General features: G+C 65.8%; 12 protein-coding genes and 2 pseudogenes. 10 read left to right on the top strand and 4 right to left on the bottom strand.

All coding sequences use genetic code 11. The annotated features are described in order from the left end of the window. Window positions 1-132 precede the first annotated feature (132 nt). The 3 genes and pseudogenes from xseA (at window position 133) to D1F64_RS04090 (ending at window position 2709) form a co-directional block, all read left to right on the top strand. A pseudogene (gene xseA, locus D1F64_RS04100) lies at window positions 133-1595 on the top strand (exodeoxyribonuclease VII large subunit). 56 nt (window positions 1596-1651) lie between these two features. Beyond that, a complete protein-coding gene (locus D1F64_RS04095; RefSeq protein ID WP_205470651.1) occupies window positions 1652-2128 on the top strand; it encodes a hypothetical protein in 477 nt (158 codons plus the stop codon). A 128-nt stretch (window positions 2129-2256) separates the two neighbouring features. Next, window positions 2257-2709 carry a hypothetical protein gene (locus D1F64_RS04090; RefSeq protein ID WP_248304614.1) on the top strand — a complete coding sequence of 151 codons (453 nt, stop codon included), beginning with the start codon at window positions 2257-2259 and terminating at the stop codon, window positions 2707-2709. A 79-nt stretch (window positions 2710-2788) separates the two neighbouring features. Here the strand turns inward: D1F64_RS04090 and D1F64_RS04085 are convergent. The 3 genes and pseudogenes from D1F64_RS04085 to D1F64_RS04075 form a co-directional block, all read right to left on the bottom strand. After that, window positions 2789-4116, bottom strand: a pseudogene (locus tag D1F64_RS04085) (TRAP transporter large permease). Between the two features lie 35 nt (window positions 4117-4151). Beyond that, window positions 4152-4751 carry a TRAP transporter small permease gene (locus D1F64_RS04080; RefSeq protein WP_117411376.1) on the bottom strand — a complete coding sequence of 200 codons (600 nt, stop codon included), beginning with the start codon at window positions 4749-4751 and terminating at the stop codon, window positions 4152-4154. Between the two features lie 141 nt (window positions 4752-4892). Further along, a complete protein-coding gene (locus tag D1F64_RS04075; RefSeq protein WP_205470648.1) occupies window positions 4893-5909 on the bottom strand; it encodes a C4-dicarboxylate TRAP transporter substrate-binding protein in 1017 nt (338 codons plus the stop codon). 393 nt (window positions 5910-6302) lie between these two features. Between D1F64_RS04075 and D1F64_RS24235 the strand changes: the two genes are divergently transcribed. The 7 genes from D1F64_RS24235 (at window position 6303) to D1F64_RS04045 (ending at window position 14598) form a co-directional block, all read left to right on the top strand. Then, complete coding sequence (locus D1F64_RS24235; RefSeq protein WP_248304613.1) at window positions 6303-6719, top strand: acyl-CoA dehydrogenase family protein; 417 nt, start codon at window positions 6303-6305, stop codon at window positions 6717-6719. Beyond that, window positions 6716-7456, top strand: coding sequence for an acyl-CoA dehydrogenase family protein (locus D1F64_RS24230; RefSeq protein WP_248304612.1), 741 nt, complete (start codon window positions 6716-6718; stop codon window positions 7454-7456). Before D1F64_RS24235 ends, D1F64_RS24230 begins: the two co-directional genes overlap by 4 nt. Before the next feature lie 157 nt (window positions 7457-7613). Then, window positions 7614-8855: a cytochrome c3 family protein gene (locus D1F64_RS04065; RefSeq protein ID WP_162901276.1), complete on the top strand. Its 1242-nt coding sequence runs from the start codon at window positions 7614-7616 to the stop codon at window positions 8853-8855. Continuing rightward, the gene (locus tag D1F64_RS04060; RefSeq protein WP_117411374.1) at window positions 8828-9595 is read left to right on the top strand and encodes a tetratricopeptide repeat protein; all 768 of its coding nucleotides are present in this window, start codon (window positions 8828-8830) and stop codon (window positions 9593-9595) included. The genes D1F64_RS04065 and D1F64_RS04060 overlap by 28 nt, the downstream gene beginning before the upstream one ends. A 130-nt stretch (window positions 9596-9725) precedes the next feature. Further along, a complete protein-coding gene (locus tag D1F64_RS04055; protein WP_162901275.1) occupies window positions 9726-10547 on the top strand; it encodes a hypothetical protein in 822 nt (273 codons plus the stop codon). A gap of 218 nt (window positions 10548-10765) precedes the next feature. Then, on the top strand, window positions 10766-11596 hold the full coding sequence (locus D1F64_RS04050; RefSeq protein ID WP_117411372.1) for a universal stress protein: 831 nt from the start codon (window positions 10766-10768) through the stop codon (window positions 11594-11596). A gap of 260 nt (window positions 11597-11856) precedes the next feature. Beyond that, the gene (locus D1F64_RS04045) at window positions 11857-14598 is read left to right on the top strand and encodes a GNAT family N-acetyltransferase (protein ID WP_117411371.1); all 2742 of its coding nucleotides are present in this window, start codon (window positions 11857-11859) and stop codon (window positions 14596-14598) included. Here the strand turns inward: D1F64_RS04045 and D1F64_RS04040 are convergent. Beyond that, the gene (locus D1F64_RS04040) at window positions 14582-15184 is read right to left on the bottom strand and encodes a GNAT family N-acetyltransferase (protein ID WP_162901274.1); all 603 of its coding nucleotides are present in this window, start codon (window positions 15182-15184) and stop codon (window positions 14582-14584) included. The two genes, D1F64_RS04045 and D1F64_RS04040, sit on opposite strands and share 17 nt — an antisense overlap. Window positions 15185-15265: the final 81 nt, after the last annotated feature.

Genomic DNA, 15265 nt, shown 5'->3' with positions numbered 1-15265 from the left:
ACCTAACCATTGGCCGGCGAGGAAACAAGCACGAGACGCGCTTACGGTGTCATTTTCCCGAAAGCGGGCGCGCCGGCCCCTTGACCGGAACGGGCGAACGGGCCACCACTTGGCAACCGCAGGGAGCATACCTTGGCCGAAACGCCGTCCAACATCGCCGAATACTCCGTCACCGAAGTCTCCTTCGCCATCAAGCGCACGATCGAGGACGGGTTTGGCTATGTGCGGGTGCGCGGCGAGCTGGGGCGGATCTCCCGGCCCGGCTCGGGCCATATCTATCTGGACCTGAAAGACGACAAGTCGGTGCTCTCCGGCGTTATCTGGCGCGGCTCCGCCGGCAAGCTGAAGATCCAGCCCGAACAGGGGCTGGAGGTCATCGCCACCGGCAAGATCACCACGTTCCCCGGCCAGTCGAAGTACCAGATGATCATCGACTCCATCGAGCCGGCCGGCGTCGGCGCTTTGATGGCGCTGCTCGAGGAACGCAAGAAGAAGCTTACCGCCGAGGGCCTGTTCGATCCGGCGCGCAAGCAGCTGCTGCCCAGCCTGCCGAAGGTCATCGGCGTGGTCACCTCGCCCACGGGCGCCGTCATCCGCGATATCCTGCACCGGATCTCCGACCGCTTCCCGGTGCACGTTCTGGTCTGGCCCGTGCGCGTGCAGGGCGAGAGCTGCGGTGACGAGGTCGCCGCCGGAATTCGCGGCTTCAACGCGCTTGCACCGGGCGGCCCCGTGCCCCGGCCGGACCTTCTGATCGTCGCGCGCGGCGGCGGCTCGCTGGAGGACCTTTGGGGCTTCAACGACGAGCAGGTTGTGCGGGCTGCGGCCGAAAGCGCCATTCCGCTGATTTCCGCCGTCGGCCATGAAACCGACTGGACGCTGATCGACTACGCCGCCGACGTGCGTGCGCCGACACCCACGGGCGCCGCCGAGATGGCCGTGCCCGTGCGCGCCGAACTGATCAGCCTCGTCGACGATCTCGCCCGGCGCAACGGCACGGGCCTTTTGCGGCTGCTGCAGAGCCGGCGCACGGAACTGCGCGCGGCAGCCGCCGCTCTTCCCGCCCGCGCGATCTGCTCGCCCTGCCGCGCCAGCGCTACGACATGGCGGCCGGCCGGCTGGGCCAGTCGCTGCGGATCAACACCCAGACCCACAGGGGCCGCTATCAGGCTGCCGGCGGACGGCTGTCGATCAACGCGGTGGAAAACGGCGTGCGCCAGGCGCGCGAACGGATGACGGCGCTGGAGGACCGCGGCAAGCGCGCCTTCGCCGTCAACATCGACGCCAAGCGGCCCCGCCTCGACGGCCTGTCGAAATTGCTCTCCACCCTGTCCTACAAGAGCGTGCTGGATCGCGGCTACGCCTTGGTGCGCGGCGGCGACGGCACGCCACTGTTCCGCGCCGGCGACGTGAACCCGGGCATGGCGCTGAGCATCGAATTCGCGGGCGAGGAAGTCGTCCACGCGGTCGCGACAGGCAGCGGCCCTGATGCCATAAAGGCCGGTACGCCCCAGCCGAAGGCCGCCCGCAAGCCGGCGCCGAAAGCCCCGCCGCGAGCAGCCGCGAAACCCGACACCCAGGGCAGCCTGTTCTAGGGAGGCCGTCCTCCCTGGTGCGCGCCCGACGTTTCCCCCAGCCGGAGTCCTCAGCCATGACCCACCGTGTCCGTTTGCTTCTGCCGTTCCTCGCAATGCTCTGCGCGATGCTCGCCCCGCTGGCGCCGCCCGCGCTCGCCGCCGAACAGGATGCTGAATGGGGACCCGTCCACAAACTGGTGCTGCAGATCAGCGACAGCAATCCGGAAAAAATGACCTCTGTGCTGAACGTGGCGGCCAACGTCTCGCGCCACTATTCCGAGATCGGCGAGGAGGTGGAGATCCGCATCGTCGCGTTCAACGACGGGCTGGACATGCTGCGCGCGGACAGATCCCCCGTATTGGATCGCCTGAAAAGCTTTGAGCAAAGCATGCCCAACGTCCGCTTCAACGCCTGCGGCAACACCATCGACAGCATCACCCGGGCCGAGGGCAAGGCTCCGCCCATTGTGGAATCCGCGACCACCGTTCAGGCCGCCGTGGTGACCCTGATCGAGCTCAGCGAGGACGGCTGGACGATCGTCCGCCCCTGAACCTCGCCGGGTCGGCTTCAGGGAGCCTCCGCGCGCCGAGCGGCACGGAGGGCGCGCAATCGCGTGCATGTGACTTCTCATTCACATATTCGCATGTCATGATGCTTTCCTTCTTGGGAGGGAAACACATGCGAAAAACAATGCTTGCCTGTCTCTGCGCGATGGTGCTCGGAGCCGCTGCCTTTGCATCCGCACCGGCGAATGCCGCGGACGGGGTGCATCATCTCGCGCTGCAAATCAGCGACAACGACCCGCAGAAGATGAACACCGTTCTGAACGTCGCGGCCAATGTGGCGCGCCACTACGGCGATCTGGGCGAGGAAGTCGAGATCCAGGTCGTGGCTTTCAATCTGGGCCTGCACATGCTGCGCGCCGACACGTCGCCGGTACAGGAACGCCTGAAGGGCTTTGCCCAAAGCATGCCGAACGTCACCTTCGATGCCTGCAGCAACACACTCAGGGGCATGACCAAGGCCGAAGGCAAGGAACCGCCATTGGTGAGCAATGCGGTCAAGGTCCCGTCCGGCGCGGTGACGCTCATCGAACTCGATGAGGCTGGCTGGACCATTCTGCGCCCGTAACGCGCATCGTTTGAAACTGAAAAGGCGGACCGCTCGCGCGGCCCGCCTTTTTTGATTCCTCCGGGACCAGTGTCCGAGGTCACATCAGCGACGGCAGCCAGGTGATGATCGCCGGGAATGCCAGCAGGCCGGCGATGGTCACGATGTCGGCGAGGAAGAACGGCACGCAGCCGCGGAACACTTCCTGCACCGGAATGTCCGGCCGCACGCCGGCCACCACGAAGCAGTTCAGCCCGATGGGTGGCGTGATCAGACAGAGCTCGGCCATTTTCACCACCAGGATGCCAAACCAGATCGAGCAGGCCTCGCCCGACATGCCCATGGTGCTGTCGGCGGCCGAGACGAACTCGCCGCCGTTGAGCGCCATCACCGCCGGATAGACCACCGGCAGCGTCAGAACCAGCATGCCGATGGCGTCGATGAACATGCCCAGCACCGCGTAGGCGCACAGGATCAGCACCATGGTCAGCATCGGCGAATGCGGCAGCGAGACAATGTAGTCGCGAAACGCGTCCGGCAGGCCGGCGAAGCCGAGGAACCGCACATAGACCAGCACGCCCCAGATCAGCGTGAAGATCATCACCGTCAGCTTGGCCGCCTCGTGCAAGGCCATGCCCAGCTGCTTGAAGCGCATGCCCTTGTAGATTGCGGTCAGCAGCACGACGAAGGCGCCAAGCGCGCCGGCTTCCGTCGGCGTGGCGAAGCCGTAGTAGAGCGAGCTGAAGATGATCACCACCACCGCGACAATGGGCAGCGTTCCGGGCACGGATTCGAACCGCTGCATCCATGTAAAGCCCCGCACCGGCGGCGCATCGCCGCGCCAGGCGGCCATGCCGACGATGATCAGCACATAGATGAACGCCGAATAGATGCCCGGCAGAAAACCGGCGATCAGCAGCTTGCCGACCGATTGCTCGACCAGGATGGCGTAGATCACCAGGATGGCGCTGGGCGGGATCAGCGAGGCGAGCGTGCCGCCCGCCGCCACGACGGCGGCGGCAAGGCGCGGCGAATAGCCGACCGCCAGCATTTCCGGGATCGCCACGCGGGCGAAAACGGCGGCGGTCGCCACACTGGCCCCGACACGGCGGCGAAGCCGGCGGTGGCGAAGACCGTGCCGACCGCCATGCCGCCCGGCAGCCAGCCGAGCCAGCGCTTGGCGGCCTCGAACAGCTGCGTGGTCAGCCCCGCGTAGAAGGCGAGAAAGCCGATCAGGATGAAGGTCGGCAGCACCGACAGCGAATAGGTGACGGACTTGGAATGCGGCACCGTGCCGGCCATCTTGATCGCGGTGACAATGCCGCGCTCAAATCCCAGCTTCATGGAAAAGATGACGATCAGCCCGACCATGCCGACAAAGGCCGCGGCGAAGGCCACGCGCACGCCGATCACGACGAGCACCAGCATGACGCCGGTCATCAGCAATCCGACTTCAAACGGCGTCATGAACGCGTCTCCCCATTCGCATCCGCGTCGAATTCATCGCCGAAGGTTTCCTCGATTTCATGCCGGGCGGTTTCCTCGACATTGAGGATCACCGGCACGTCGATCGGCGTGCGCTGGGGATCGATGACGAGCCGCAGGTAGCCGTAGAGCTGCATCAGCAGGCGCAGGGCCAGCAGGCTCAGCGCCACCGGCACGATCAGTTTCGACGGCCAGGTCGCCAGGCCGATGTCGATGGTCGAATCGCCGATCTGCCAGGCGCGCAGGAAATGGAACCACGAGCCGATGATCAGGCCGACGACGATCGCCAGCACGATGGTGACGCCGGCCATCTCGGCCAGCCACAAGGCCCGGCCGCGGAACGTGCCAAGCACGATCTCCATGCGGATGTGGCCTCCGACGCGCTGGCAATAGGCGATCCCGAAAAACGTGAAGATCGCCATCCCCTGTTCGGTGATGTCGATGAAGCCGGGGATCGGCATATTGAACAGCGTGCGTCCGAAAATCTGCGCAACAGCCAGCAGCATCAATCCGAGAATACTGGCGGCGGCGATGAGGTTGAATGCGTCCTCGACCTTGGCGAGGGCGCCGCTGAACATCCGATAGCTAGGCGCTTCGGAGGCGTCAGCCTGCCGATGGGGGTGATCATATGTCTGGTTCGCCTGGAAAAGGGCCCCCGGCGCGGCGCGCGCCGGGGGCGTTTATACTGCTCAGCGGCGGCCCTGAGCGGGCCGCGATGCTCAGTCGTTGATGGTCGACGTCACCAGGTCGAGGAGTTCCTGACCGGGAATGCCCTGGGACTCCATGTCGGCGACCCATTCCTTCCAGATCGGCGCGGCTTTTTCCTGCATCGCGGCAAGATCGGCGTCGCTGAACTTCACCTGAGTGATGTTGCGCTTCTCGAGATCCGGCCACCAGCGGTCATAGACCTTGGCGTAGGTGTCGAGATAATGCTGCACGGCCGGCTCGGCCGACTCGTCCAGCGCCTTGCGGAAATCATCCGGCAGGGCTTCATAGGCATCGGTGTTCACGACGACCGGGCACTGGACGGTGCCGGGGCTCATGTTGGAGGTCCACCAGGTGCCGACTTCCACCGTCTTGAACGCCAGATGGGCGTGCGGCGCGAAGGATGCGGCGCGCACGGTGCCCGATTCCATCATCTGGTATGTCTCGGAGGCCGTCACCGTCGTCGGCACGGCGCCCAGAGCCGACATCAGCCTGCCGATGCCGCCGAGCGCGCGCACGCGCATGCCCTCGAAATCCTTGGTCGAGGTCGGGACGTCGCCATTGCCGAGGAAATTGTACTGCGGCATCGGCGAGGGCATCAGCACCTGGGCGTTCCAGCGCGCCAGGTCCTTCTTGACGGCGGGATGGTCGTACACCGCCATGCTGACCTTGATTTCCATGTCCAGGTCCTGCACGCCGAGCAGCGGCAGCTCCAGCACGGTCAGCGTCGGGTTCTTGTCGGCATGATACGAGGCGCAGATCTGTGCCATCTCGAAGGCGCCGATGGCGATGCCGTCGAGGTTCTCACGCGACTTGGACAACGCCTCGCCGTAGGCCAACTTGATCTCGAACTTGCCGCCGGTCTTTTCCGCGACCTTCTCGGCCAGATATTCGATGTGCTCGGTGAAGGCGCGGCGCTTGCCCCAGACCGACACGTTCCACGTCACGTCGGCCGCGAAGGCTTCGGACGCGAAGGCGAAAGCGAGAGCGGCGACGGAGACGCTCGTCGCCAGCTTGCTGACTTTGATCATAGTTTATCCTCCCAGGATTCAATTTGTGACCAGCATCCTCCAGTCGCGGCAACCCGTGGTCACCCAGGTCGCGCGGCCCTATGGCTCGGCATTTTGTAACATGCAAAATCCTTTTTGCGCGCGGAACTTGGCGATTGGTTCAAAATTCTAACCACGGCTGTGGGCAAATTGAAGCTGTCGCAATGAATGTGCCGGGCCTCGCCGCGATGACGACAGGCCGGGGCGACCGGGCGCACGCTTTGGGATGCGCATTCGCCCAGGCCGCCGGCTGCCGCGTCCGGGGCCGCCTGTCGTTGAGCACGGCGGGCGGCTGCGGCGTGACAAGATCGCGCGAAAAAGTTACCGGTAGGCAGCGCGGACAATGCCGGTCTCGCGCCGCCAGAGGACGCCGCCATGGATTTCGCGCTCACCGAAGAACAGCAGATGATCGCCGACACGGCGAAGCGGATCGCCGGCGACCGGCTGGCGCCGCTTGCCGAGACGCTCGATTCCGGAGGCGGACGCGAGGCCTTCCTCGGCAACCTGCGGCATCTGGCGCAAAACGGCTTCATGGGGCTCAACGTCTCCGCCGAATACGGCGGCACGGAAGCCGGCAGCACGGCGTTCGCGCTGACCATCGAGGCGCTGGCGGGCGCCTGCGCGTCCACCGCCGTGACCACGTCGGTCACCAACATGGTCGGAGAGGTGATCCAGGCGGTCGGCTCGCGTGAACAGAAATCCGCCTATCTGCCCAAACTCTGCGACGGCACCTATCCGGCCGGCGGCTTCTGCCTCACCGAATCCGGCGCCGGATCGGACCCTCGTCGATGAAAACCCGCGCGGCGATGGACGGCAACGAGTGGGTGCTCAACGGCTCGAAGCTCTACATCACGTCCGGCGAATACGCCGGGGTCTTCGTGGTGTGGGCGGTCACCGACCCCGACGCGCCCAAGGGCAAGGGCATCTCGTGCTTTCTGGTGGAATCCGGCACGCCGGGGCTGGTGATCGGCAAGGCGGAAAAGAAGATGGGCCAGGCCGGCTCCGTCACCAACGAGGTGGTGTTTCAGGACTGCCGCATTCCCGCATCGGCGCTGATGGGCAAATTGAACGACGGCTTCCGCATCGCCGTGGGCGAACTCGCCGGCGGGCGCATCGGCATCGCCGCGCTGGCGCTCGGCGTGGCGCGCGCGGCCATGGATGCCGCCAAGGCCTACGTCAAGGAGCGCCAGCAGTTCGGCAAGGCCATCGCCGACATGCAGGGCATCCAGTGGATGATCGCCGACCGCGAGACCGAGCTTGAGGCCGCCCGCCTGCTGATCCTGCAGGCCGCGTGGCTCAAGGAGCACGGCAAGCCGTTCGTCCGCGAGGCGTCGATGGCGAAACTCTTTGCCTCCGAAGCCGCGCAGAAGGCCACCTACACCGCGCTGCAGATGCACGGCGGCGCCGGCTACATCCGCGACTATCCGCTGGAACGCTACGCGCGCGACGCCCGCATCACCACCATCTACGAAGGCACGAGCGAGATCCAGCGCCTGATCATCGCCCGCGAGGTGATGAAGGCGGTCTGAGGGGATTCGACCCGGTTCCGGCACCAAGCGCGCTGCCGCCATATTGCCAGCGGCGCGGCCGTCACCTAACGTCATGGGTCATTGTGTTTGAGTGATTTCAGGGACTGCCGTGATGATGTGGCTGCACGGTTCCGGGGAGCGCATGCGCGGATTTTCAATGATCGCTTTTGCCCGCGTGGTCTGCGCCGCGCTGATGCTGACGCTCGCCACATCGACCGTCTTCGCCCAAGATCCCGATCCCGTCGCGGCGCTGGCGGCCGCCGCCGATCCGCTTGACGAGTGGGACATCGCGATGAGCACCGGCGCGGCGGCGGGCTATGTGCCGGACACGGCGTGCGCACTGTGCCACGACGACAAGGCGCAGTCATTCAAGGCCATGGGCATGGCCAAGAGTTTCTATCGGCCCTCGCCCGACAAGATCATCGAGGATTTCGAGAACAACCACTACTACCACGCGCCGACGGACCGGCACTACGAGATGGAGCTGCGCGGGCAGGACTACTGGTTCCGCCGCTACCAGATCGCGGACGACGGCGCGCGCATCAATCTGTTCGAGCAGAAGGTCGACTGGATCCTCGGCTCCGGCCACCATACCAGAGTCTACATCTTCCGCACCAACGACGGCATGATGTTCCAGCTACCGCTGGCGTGGTATTCGCAAGACGGCAAGTGGGGCATGGGTCCCGGCTTCGAGACCCTGCCGCATCCCGGCGTGACGCGCACGGTGAAGCGGCAGTGCATGTTCTGCCACAACGCCTTCCCGGACGTGGCCTCGGGCAGCGACGCTTACGCGATGCCCGAGCATTTTCCAGAAGACCTGCCCGAAGGCATCGGCTGCCAGCGCTGTCATGGTCCGGGCGCCGAGCATGCTGGCCTGGCGCTTCAGGACGAGGCGCCGCTCGCAGCGATCCGCGCGGCGATCGTCAACCCGTCGAAGCTGCCGCGCGAGAAGCTCTACAGCATCTGCTACGGCTGCCACATGCAGCCCATCGTCGCCGTGCCCGGCGTGCGCCGCTTCGGCCGCGATGCCTATTCGTTCCGTCCCGGCGAGGATCTCAGGGATTTCGTCGCCCAGATGGACGTGGAGGCGACCAATCGCCCGCGCCGGGAGCGCTTCGAGATCAACCACCATCCCTACCGGCTGGAACAGAGCACCTGCTTCATCAAGAGCGAAGGCAAGCTGGGCTGCCTCACCTGCCACGATCCGCACGTCAAGATCACGCCTGATCAGCGCGCCGGCCATTATCGCGCCGCCTGCCTCACCTGCCACGCAACCGACGGCGCCGGCCTGCCGCTGGCCACCACGGCGGCCCGGACGCCACCTCGACTCATCCGGCGATCGCGGCGGATGCCGATTGCACCAGCTGCCACATGCCCGCGCGGCGGACGCAGGACGTGATCGAGGTGGTCATGACCGACCACAAGATCGTGCGCGATCCCGGCCCCGATGATCTCACCGCCCCCATTGCCAAGGAGACCACCGAAGTCGCGGAAGTCTTTCTGCAGGACCCGCACAACGGCCTCGATGCCACCCAGCAGGTGATCTACAAGGCCACCGCCGTGCTGCGCCACACCAGCGGCGGCGCGGATTACGCCGCCGATGCGCTGGCCGCCAAGCTGGAGGCGAGCGCCGATCCGCATTTCGAGCCGTGGCTGGAGCTGGCGCGCAGCCAGATCCGGCGCGGGCTGTTCGACGAGGGCCTCGATACGCTGCTGCAGGCTGAGCTTCGCAAGCCGGGTCACCCGAAGATCCTCGAGTATCGCGCCGTCGCCACCTTCAGCAAGGGCGAGCGCGCCCGCGCCATCGCGCTGATGCGACAGTTGCTTGACAAGTTCCCTGACCTCGCCGGCCAGCGCTTCATCCTTGCCGAAATGCTGCAGCGCGTGGGCAATGAGGAAGAGGCCGTGGCGCAGGCCCGCGAGGCGATCGGCGGCAGGCACACCCTGTGGCCCGCCTGGCACCTTTTGGGCGAGATCGCGCAATCGCGCGGCGAACTCGAACAGGCGGCCGACGCCTTCAAGACGGCCCTGGCAATCAAACCGGATTCCGCGCTCACACAAAAGGCGCTGTCAGCCACGCTAACCAAACTCGGCCGCGCCGGAGAGGCCGCGCGCTACCGGACCAGGGCCCCGGAATAACCGGCCGCTCGCGCGGCCGCGACAGACCGAATACGCGTTTCCATTTCGAGTTTTTCGACCGGCGGCGGCAGCCGGAATTGAATTGACACCGGCCTATTGAGCCGTCGCCCCAACAAGGGGAGTGCTTGATGTGACTAAGAAACCGACCAAACCGAAAAAGCCGACGAAGGCGGAGAAAGCCAAGGCCCGCAAGGCTCAGCATGAGGCGGAAGCTCTGTCGAGCAGATGCTTCTGGGGAGGCCTTGGGCTTTCGGTGCTCGGCGTCGGAGCCGCCTTCCTGTCGGCGGGGGCTGGCGCTTCCATCGCCATTGGAGGCATCGGCACGGTGGCGCTGTCCGAGGCGGCCGACATGGCCGCCAAGGCGGCCAAGAAAACCGCCGACGATCCACCGGTGCCCCACCCGCATCAAGGCGAACCGTTCCGCATACGCCCGCGCGACATGACGCTCTTCATCGGCGACGCGGATGCGCAAACCGCCGCGGCCATCCGCGCCACCGCTGCGGCTCTGGATCATCTTGAGGCCTATGCCGAATCCGTTCTGCGCGCGGCGCATGCGGCGGATACTGACGCCCTTGACGATCTGAACCTGCAGCTGCGCACAATCGCCTACTACGGCGGCGGCCTCACCGGCAGCCTGGAGACGCTGAACGCCGCCCTGGCGCCGATGGCGGCGCTGTTCGACGTCCACACCCTCGCGCCGAAACATATCCGCGCCTACGTGTCCGGCCTTGAGGCCGAGGGGTTGACGCCGGATGTGCTTGCCGCGGCAACCAAGGGTCTGCGAATGTCGGAAGACGAAATTGCCGCCTATCGCAAGCGCGCTGCCACGATCGATCCCGAACGCGATCTCGATGCAGTCGCAACCGGCGTCAAGTCGCTTCGCGCGCAGGTCCCGGTCTTCAACGCCGCTGCCCGCGAATTCACGGAAGCCTTCGCGCTTGATATCGTCTGACGGGACGCAATTCCTCCGGCGCGCTTCGGAGCAGCATCCTGGCCGCAAGAACCGGATGCGCGCCGGGGATCCCGCGGTGCCAGGCCCGCGTCCGCGCCATCCTTCGCAAAACTCCGGATGCGTGACTTGATCGTTATCAATGTTGACCGGGAAAGGCTGCCGCATTGTCTGGTGGGACCCGCGATTGCGGGCCGCTTCAAGAGAGGGTGGAGACGACAATGGCATTGAAAGACATCATCACGCTGGTGGATCTGAACGGTCCGCGCCACGCCATCAAGGTGGCGCTGGAGCTGGCGCAGACGACGGATGCGCATGTGACCGGCCTCGCGCTGGCCTTCGATCCGGTCATCCCCGGCTTCATTTCCGCGCCGATGCCGTCCAACTATCTGGATGTGGCCCGCGAGCAAGCGATGGAGGCGGCGAGCAGCGCGCTGGAGACTTTCAAGGAATCGGCCAAACGCGCCGGCGTCCATTGGGAGGCCCGCACCGCCAACATCGTTTCCGGCGGCGCCGCCGATCCGTTCATCGCCCAGGCGCGGATTTCGGACCTCATCATCATGGGGCAGGACGATGGCAAGGTCAGCGAACCGATGCGCGAGATGCTGATCGAAGCCGCGATGTTCGAGAGCGGCGTGCCGGTGATGCTGGTGCCGTATATCGGCACGCCGTCATTTTCCACCGATCACGTGATGATCGCCTGGGACGGCAGCCGCACCGCCATGCGCGCCGTGCACGCGGCGTTGCCGGTGCTCAAACTGGCCAAGAAGGTCAGCGTGGTGATCGTCGACAAGGGACAGGCGCGCGCCGGGGAGCCGGGTGCGGATCTTGCGACCTATCTCAGCCGGCACGGGCTGCAGGTGACCATCGAAACCATCAGCAGGCCGCAGACGAAGGTCGCCGACGCGCTGTTGAACTTCATCTCCGACAATGCGGTGAACCTTGTGGTTATGGGCGGATACGGCCACAGCCGGATGCGCGAATTCGTGCTCGGCGGCGTGACCCGCAGCATGCTGACCTCGATGACCGTGCCGGTGTTGATGGCGCATTGAGCCAGACCGCGCCGCGCGATCGAACGCGGCGCAAGACAAGCATCCAGGGGCGCGCCCGCAACGGCGCGCCCCTGTTTCGTTTTCGGATAATGGGAACCGGCGCGGGCCCGCCGCCGCGAGGGGGTCCGCGTCAACCCTCATCTGTTTGACGACTTGATAGTTTTCATCAAGCGAGCATGATACTGGTTCGGACGTGCGTTCCCTCTCTTCCGACGTGAGCGCGACGCGCTGCAACCGCTGGCCAACGGAGCCGGGAACCGATGACGATCCGGAATCTGGACGGCCTGCTGCGGCCGACCTCCATTGCCCTTGTCGGGCCCAATACCATCGGCAAGGCCGCGCTGACATGCCTGCTCGACCGCATCGCGGACAGCGGTTATCTGGCTCCGGTCACCCTTGTGGGCTTTGGCGAGGATGCGCATGGCGCCTTCCAGACGCAAGCATCGCTGTCCGATCTCAAACGGATGCCTGATCTGGCCATCCTGGTTTGCGGTCCGGAACCGGCGGCCGAATTGATCGCGCAACTCGGCGCCGGCGGCACCCGCGCCGCGCTGCTGATTTCCGGCGAATACGAGACCTGGCCGCAAGATGTGCTCACCGCCGTCCTCAAGGCGGCACAGCCCACCACGTTGCGCCTCGTCGGACCGGGCAGCATTGGCGTCGCCTCGCCCGACCATACGCTTCAGGCACATCTCGCCGTGAGCGCGGCGCCCGCCGGCAACCTGGCGCTGGTGGCGCGCTCGGGCGCCATCATCAACGCCACGCTTGCCTGGGCCTCCGGCCACGGCGTCGGCTTCTCGCATATGGTCTCCTTGGGTGAACGCGTCGATGTGGACGCCGCCGACCTGCTCGACTGGTTCGCCGCCGACACCGCCACGACCGCCGTGCTGGTGCATATGGAGGCGATCGCCAACGCCCGCAAATTCCTCTCCGCCGCCCGCGCCGTGGCCCGCACCAAGCCCATCGTCGTCATTCGCTCCGGCACAAGCACGGACACCCACGGATTGGGCCAGACGCACGCCGGCCGGCTCGCCAATGTGGACGCCGTCTACGAAGCCGTGTTCCGGCGCGCCGGCATGCTGCGTGTCGACGGACTCGACGAGATGTTCGACGCGGTGGAAACCATCACCCGGCTGCGGCCGACCACCGGCCGGCGGCTGGCGATCGTCTCCAACGGACTGGCGCTGGCCACGATGACGGCCGACGCGCTGCGCGCGCAGGAGGGTCTGCTGGCGGCGCCCGGCAAGGAGACCCTGGAAACCATCGAAGCCTGTGTCGCCGGTGAGGGACAGGCGAGCAATCCGGTCGTGCTGAGCAGTGCCGCAACCGGTGACGCCTATGAGACGGTCATCGCGGCGCTGCTCGCGGATCGCGCGGTGGACGGGGTGCTGATCGTCGCCGCCCCGACAGCGCTTGCGCCCATCACCACCACCGCGAAATCGATCGCCAAGGCGGCGCAGACCGCGCATATGCGGCCGCTGCAGCGCAAGGCGGTGCTCGGCGCGATGATCACCAGCGACGCCCAGGCCCGGCGCATCCTGGAAGCGGCGGGAGTGCCGTGTTCGCGTTCGCCCGCGGAAGCTGTGCGCGCCTTCATGTATCTCGCGCGATACGCGGAGGCCAAGAAGCAGTTGATGGCCAACCCGCCCAGCGTGCAGAGCGACTTCACGCCCGAGCCCGGCAAGGTGCGCGCCATCGTCGCGCAGGCGCTGGCCGCGAAACGCGCGTGGCTGACGCCGACGGAATGCTATGACGTGCTGGCCGCCTACGGGATTGCCTGTGTGGATACGATCCTCGCCTCCACCGCGGAGGAAGCCATGGAAGCGGCGCGGATTCTGTTCCAGTCCACCGACGACTGCACGGTCAAGATTTCCTCGCCGGACCTGCCGTTCGCCCCGGAGACCGATGGCATCGTGGTCGGACTGCGCAGCGAAGAAGCGGTGCGCGACGCGGCGCAGAAGCTGCTCGATCACTATGCCAAGACCCATCCCGACGCGACGCTGACGGGCGTCATCGTGCAGCCCACGGCGTCCAAGCGGCCCGGCACGGACCTCTTCGCGGGTCTCGCCGACGATCCGGTGTTCGGCCCGATCATCGTCACCGGTCAGGGCGGCGAGGCTGTCGAGGTCACTGGCGATTTCGCGCTGGATCTGGCGCCGCTGGATCTCAATCTGGCCCGCGCGCTGTTCGAGCGCACTCGCGTCTCGGGTCTGTACCGCGACCCGAAGAACCGGGCGAAGGCGGAAATGGTCGCCCTCACCCTGGTCAAGCTGTCGCAGATCGCGGTGGATATCCCCGAGATCCGCGAGATGGACCTCAACCCGTTCCGCGTCGACATCAACGGCGTGCTGGTTCAGGACGTCCGCATCAATGTCGCGCGCCCCGCCGCCGTTCCGGGCCGGCTGGCCAACTCCCGCCTGGCGATCCGGCCCTACCCGAAGGAATGGGAGCAGACGCTGGACCTGAAGGACGGGTCGCATGTCTTCGTGCGACCGGTGCGTTCCGAGGATGAAAACCTCTTCAAGGCCTTTTTTGAGAAGGTCAGTGCCGAGGACCTGCGGCTGCGCTTCTTCGCCCCGGTGCGCGATTTCAGCCACGCCTTCCTCGCGCGGCTCACCCAGCTCGACTATTCCCGCGCGATGGCGTTCGCGGCCTTCGACACGCCGGACGGCGAGCTTCTGGGCGCTGTCCGGCTGCATGCCGACCCCGATCACAAAAGCGGCGAATACGCGATTCTGGTGCAGTCATCCCTGAAAGGTAAGGGCTTGGGCTGGGCGCTGATGAATCTGATCATCCGCTATGCGGCGGCCGACGGCATCGAGACGATCACGGGCGAGGTCTTGAAGGAAAACACCACGATGCTGGAAATGTGCAAGACGCTGGGCTTTTCCATTCACTCCACGCCCGGCGACGAAACGGTCGTGACCGTCACCCTGCCCGTCTCCGCGGCGGCCCCCGAGGCCGGCAAGACCGCGGCCAAATCCGTCAAGACGGCGTCCTGAGATACTCCCGACAGGGTCGTTCCGCGCCGCAGAAGTCCGTTTGGTGCTCGCCGACCAATCGGAAATCGAACTCCTCATAGAGCCTGCGGGCCTCTTCGGGGTCCTGAAATGTCGACAGGCGGCAGCTTGCGAAACCTGCCCGATCGACGTGGTCCATCGCGGCGGCCAGCATCCTGCGGCCAACGCCCCGGCCCGGCGAATCGACGATGAACCACCGCAATTCGGCCTGGTTCTCCGTCCCGCGCACATCGCCGCTGTCGATAACGATCGATCCGGAAATCCGGTCGTCCTCAAGGGCAGCCAGAACGAAGTCGCGCTGCGGATTGAAGGATTCGAAAAACGTTCCCAGATCCTGCGCCAACCGTGCTTCGAAACCCTGCTGGAAGTTCCAGCTCCGCGCGAAATACCGTGCATGCATCTCGATGATGCGGCCTATCAATCCGGGCCGCCAGCCGGATTCCAAAACCAGAATTGACTCCATTGCGTCCCCTTCCCCCTCGAGCCCGCATGCCGCGAAGCGACCGCGCACACAGGCACGATGCCCTGTCAAGCCGCGGCAGAAAGGCGTCGTGCCCGGCGCGCGCAACAGAGGCGATTCTTGTACGGACACCCTATGCGTGGGCGCCGCATCGATATATATGACAATAGTTTAATCAACAATTGGCGT

Source organism: Breoghania sp. L-A4 (assembly GCF_003432385.1).
GTDB lineage: Bacteria > Pseudomonadota > Alphaproteobacteria > Rhizobiales > Stappiaceae > Breoghania.
The sequence above is the reverse complement of the archived record's forward strand: the minus strand, read 5'-3'. Positions and strand labels throughout refer to the sequence as shown.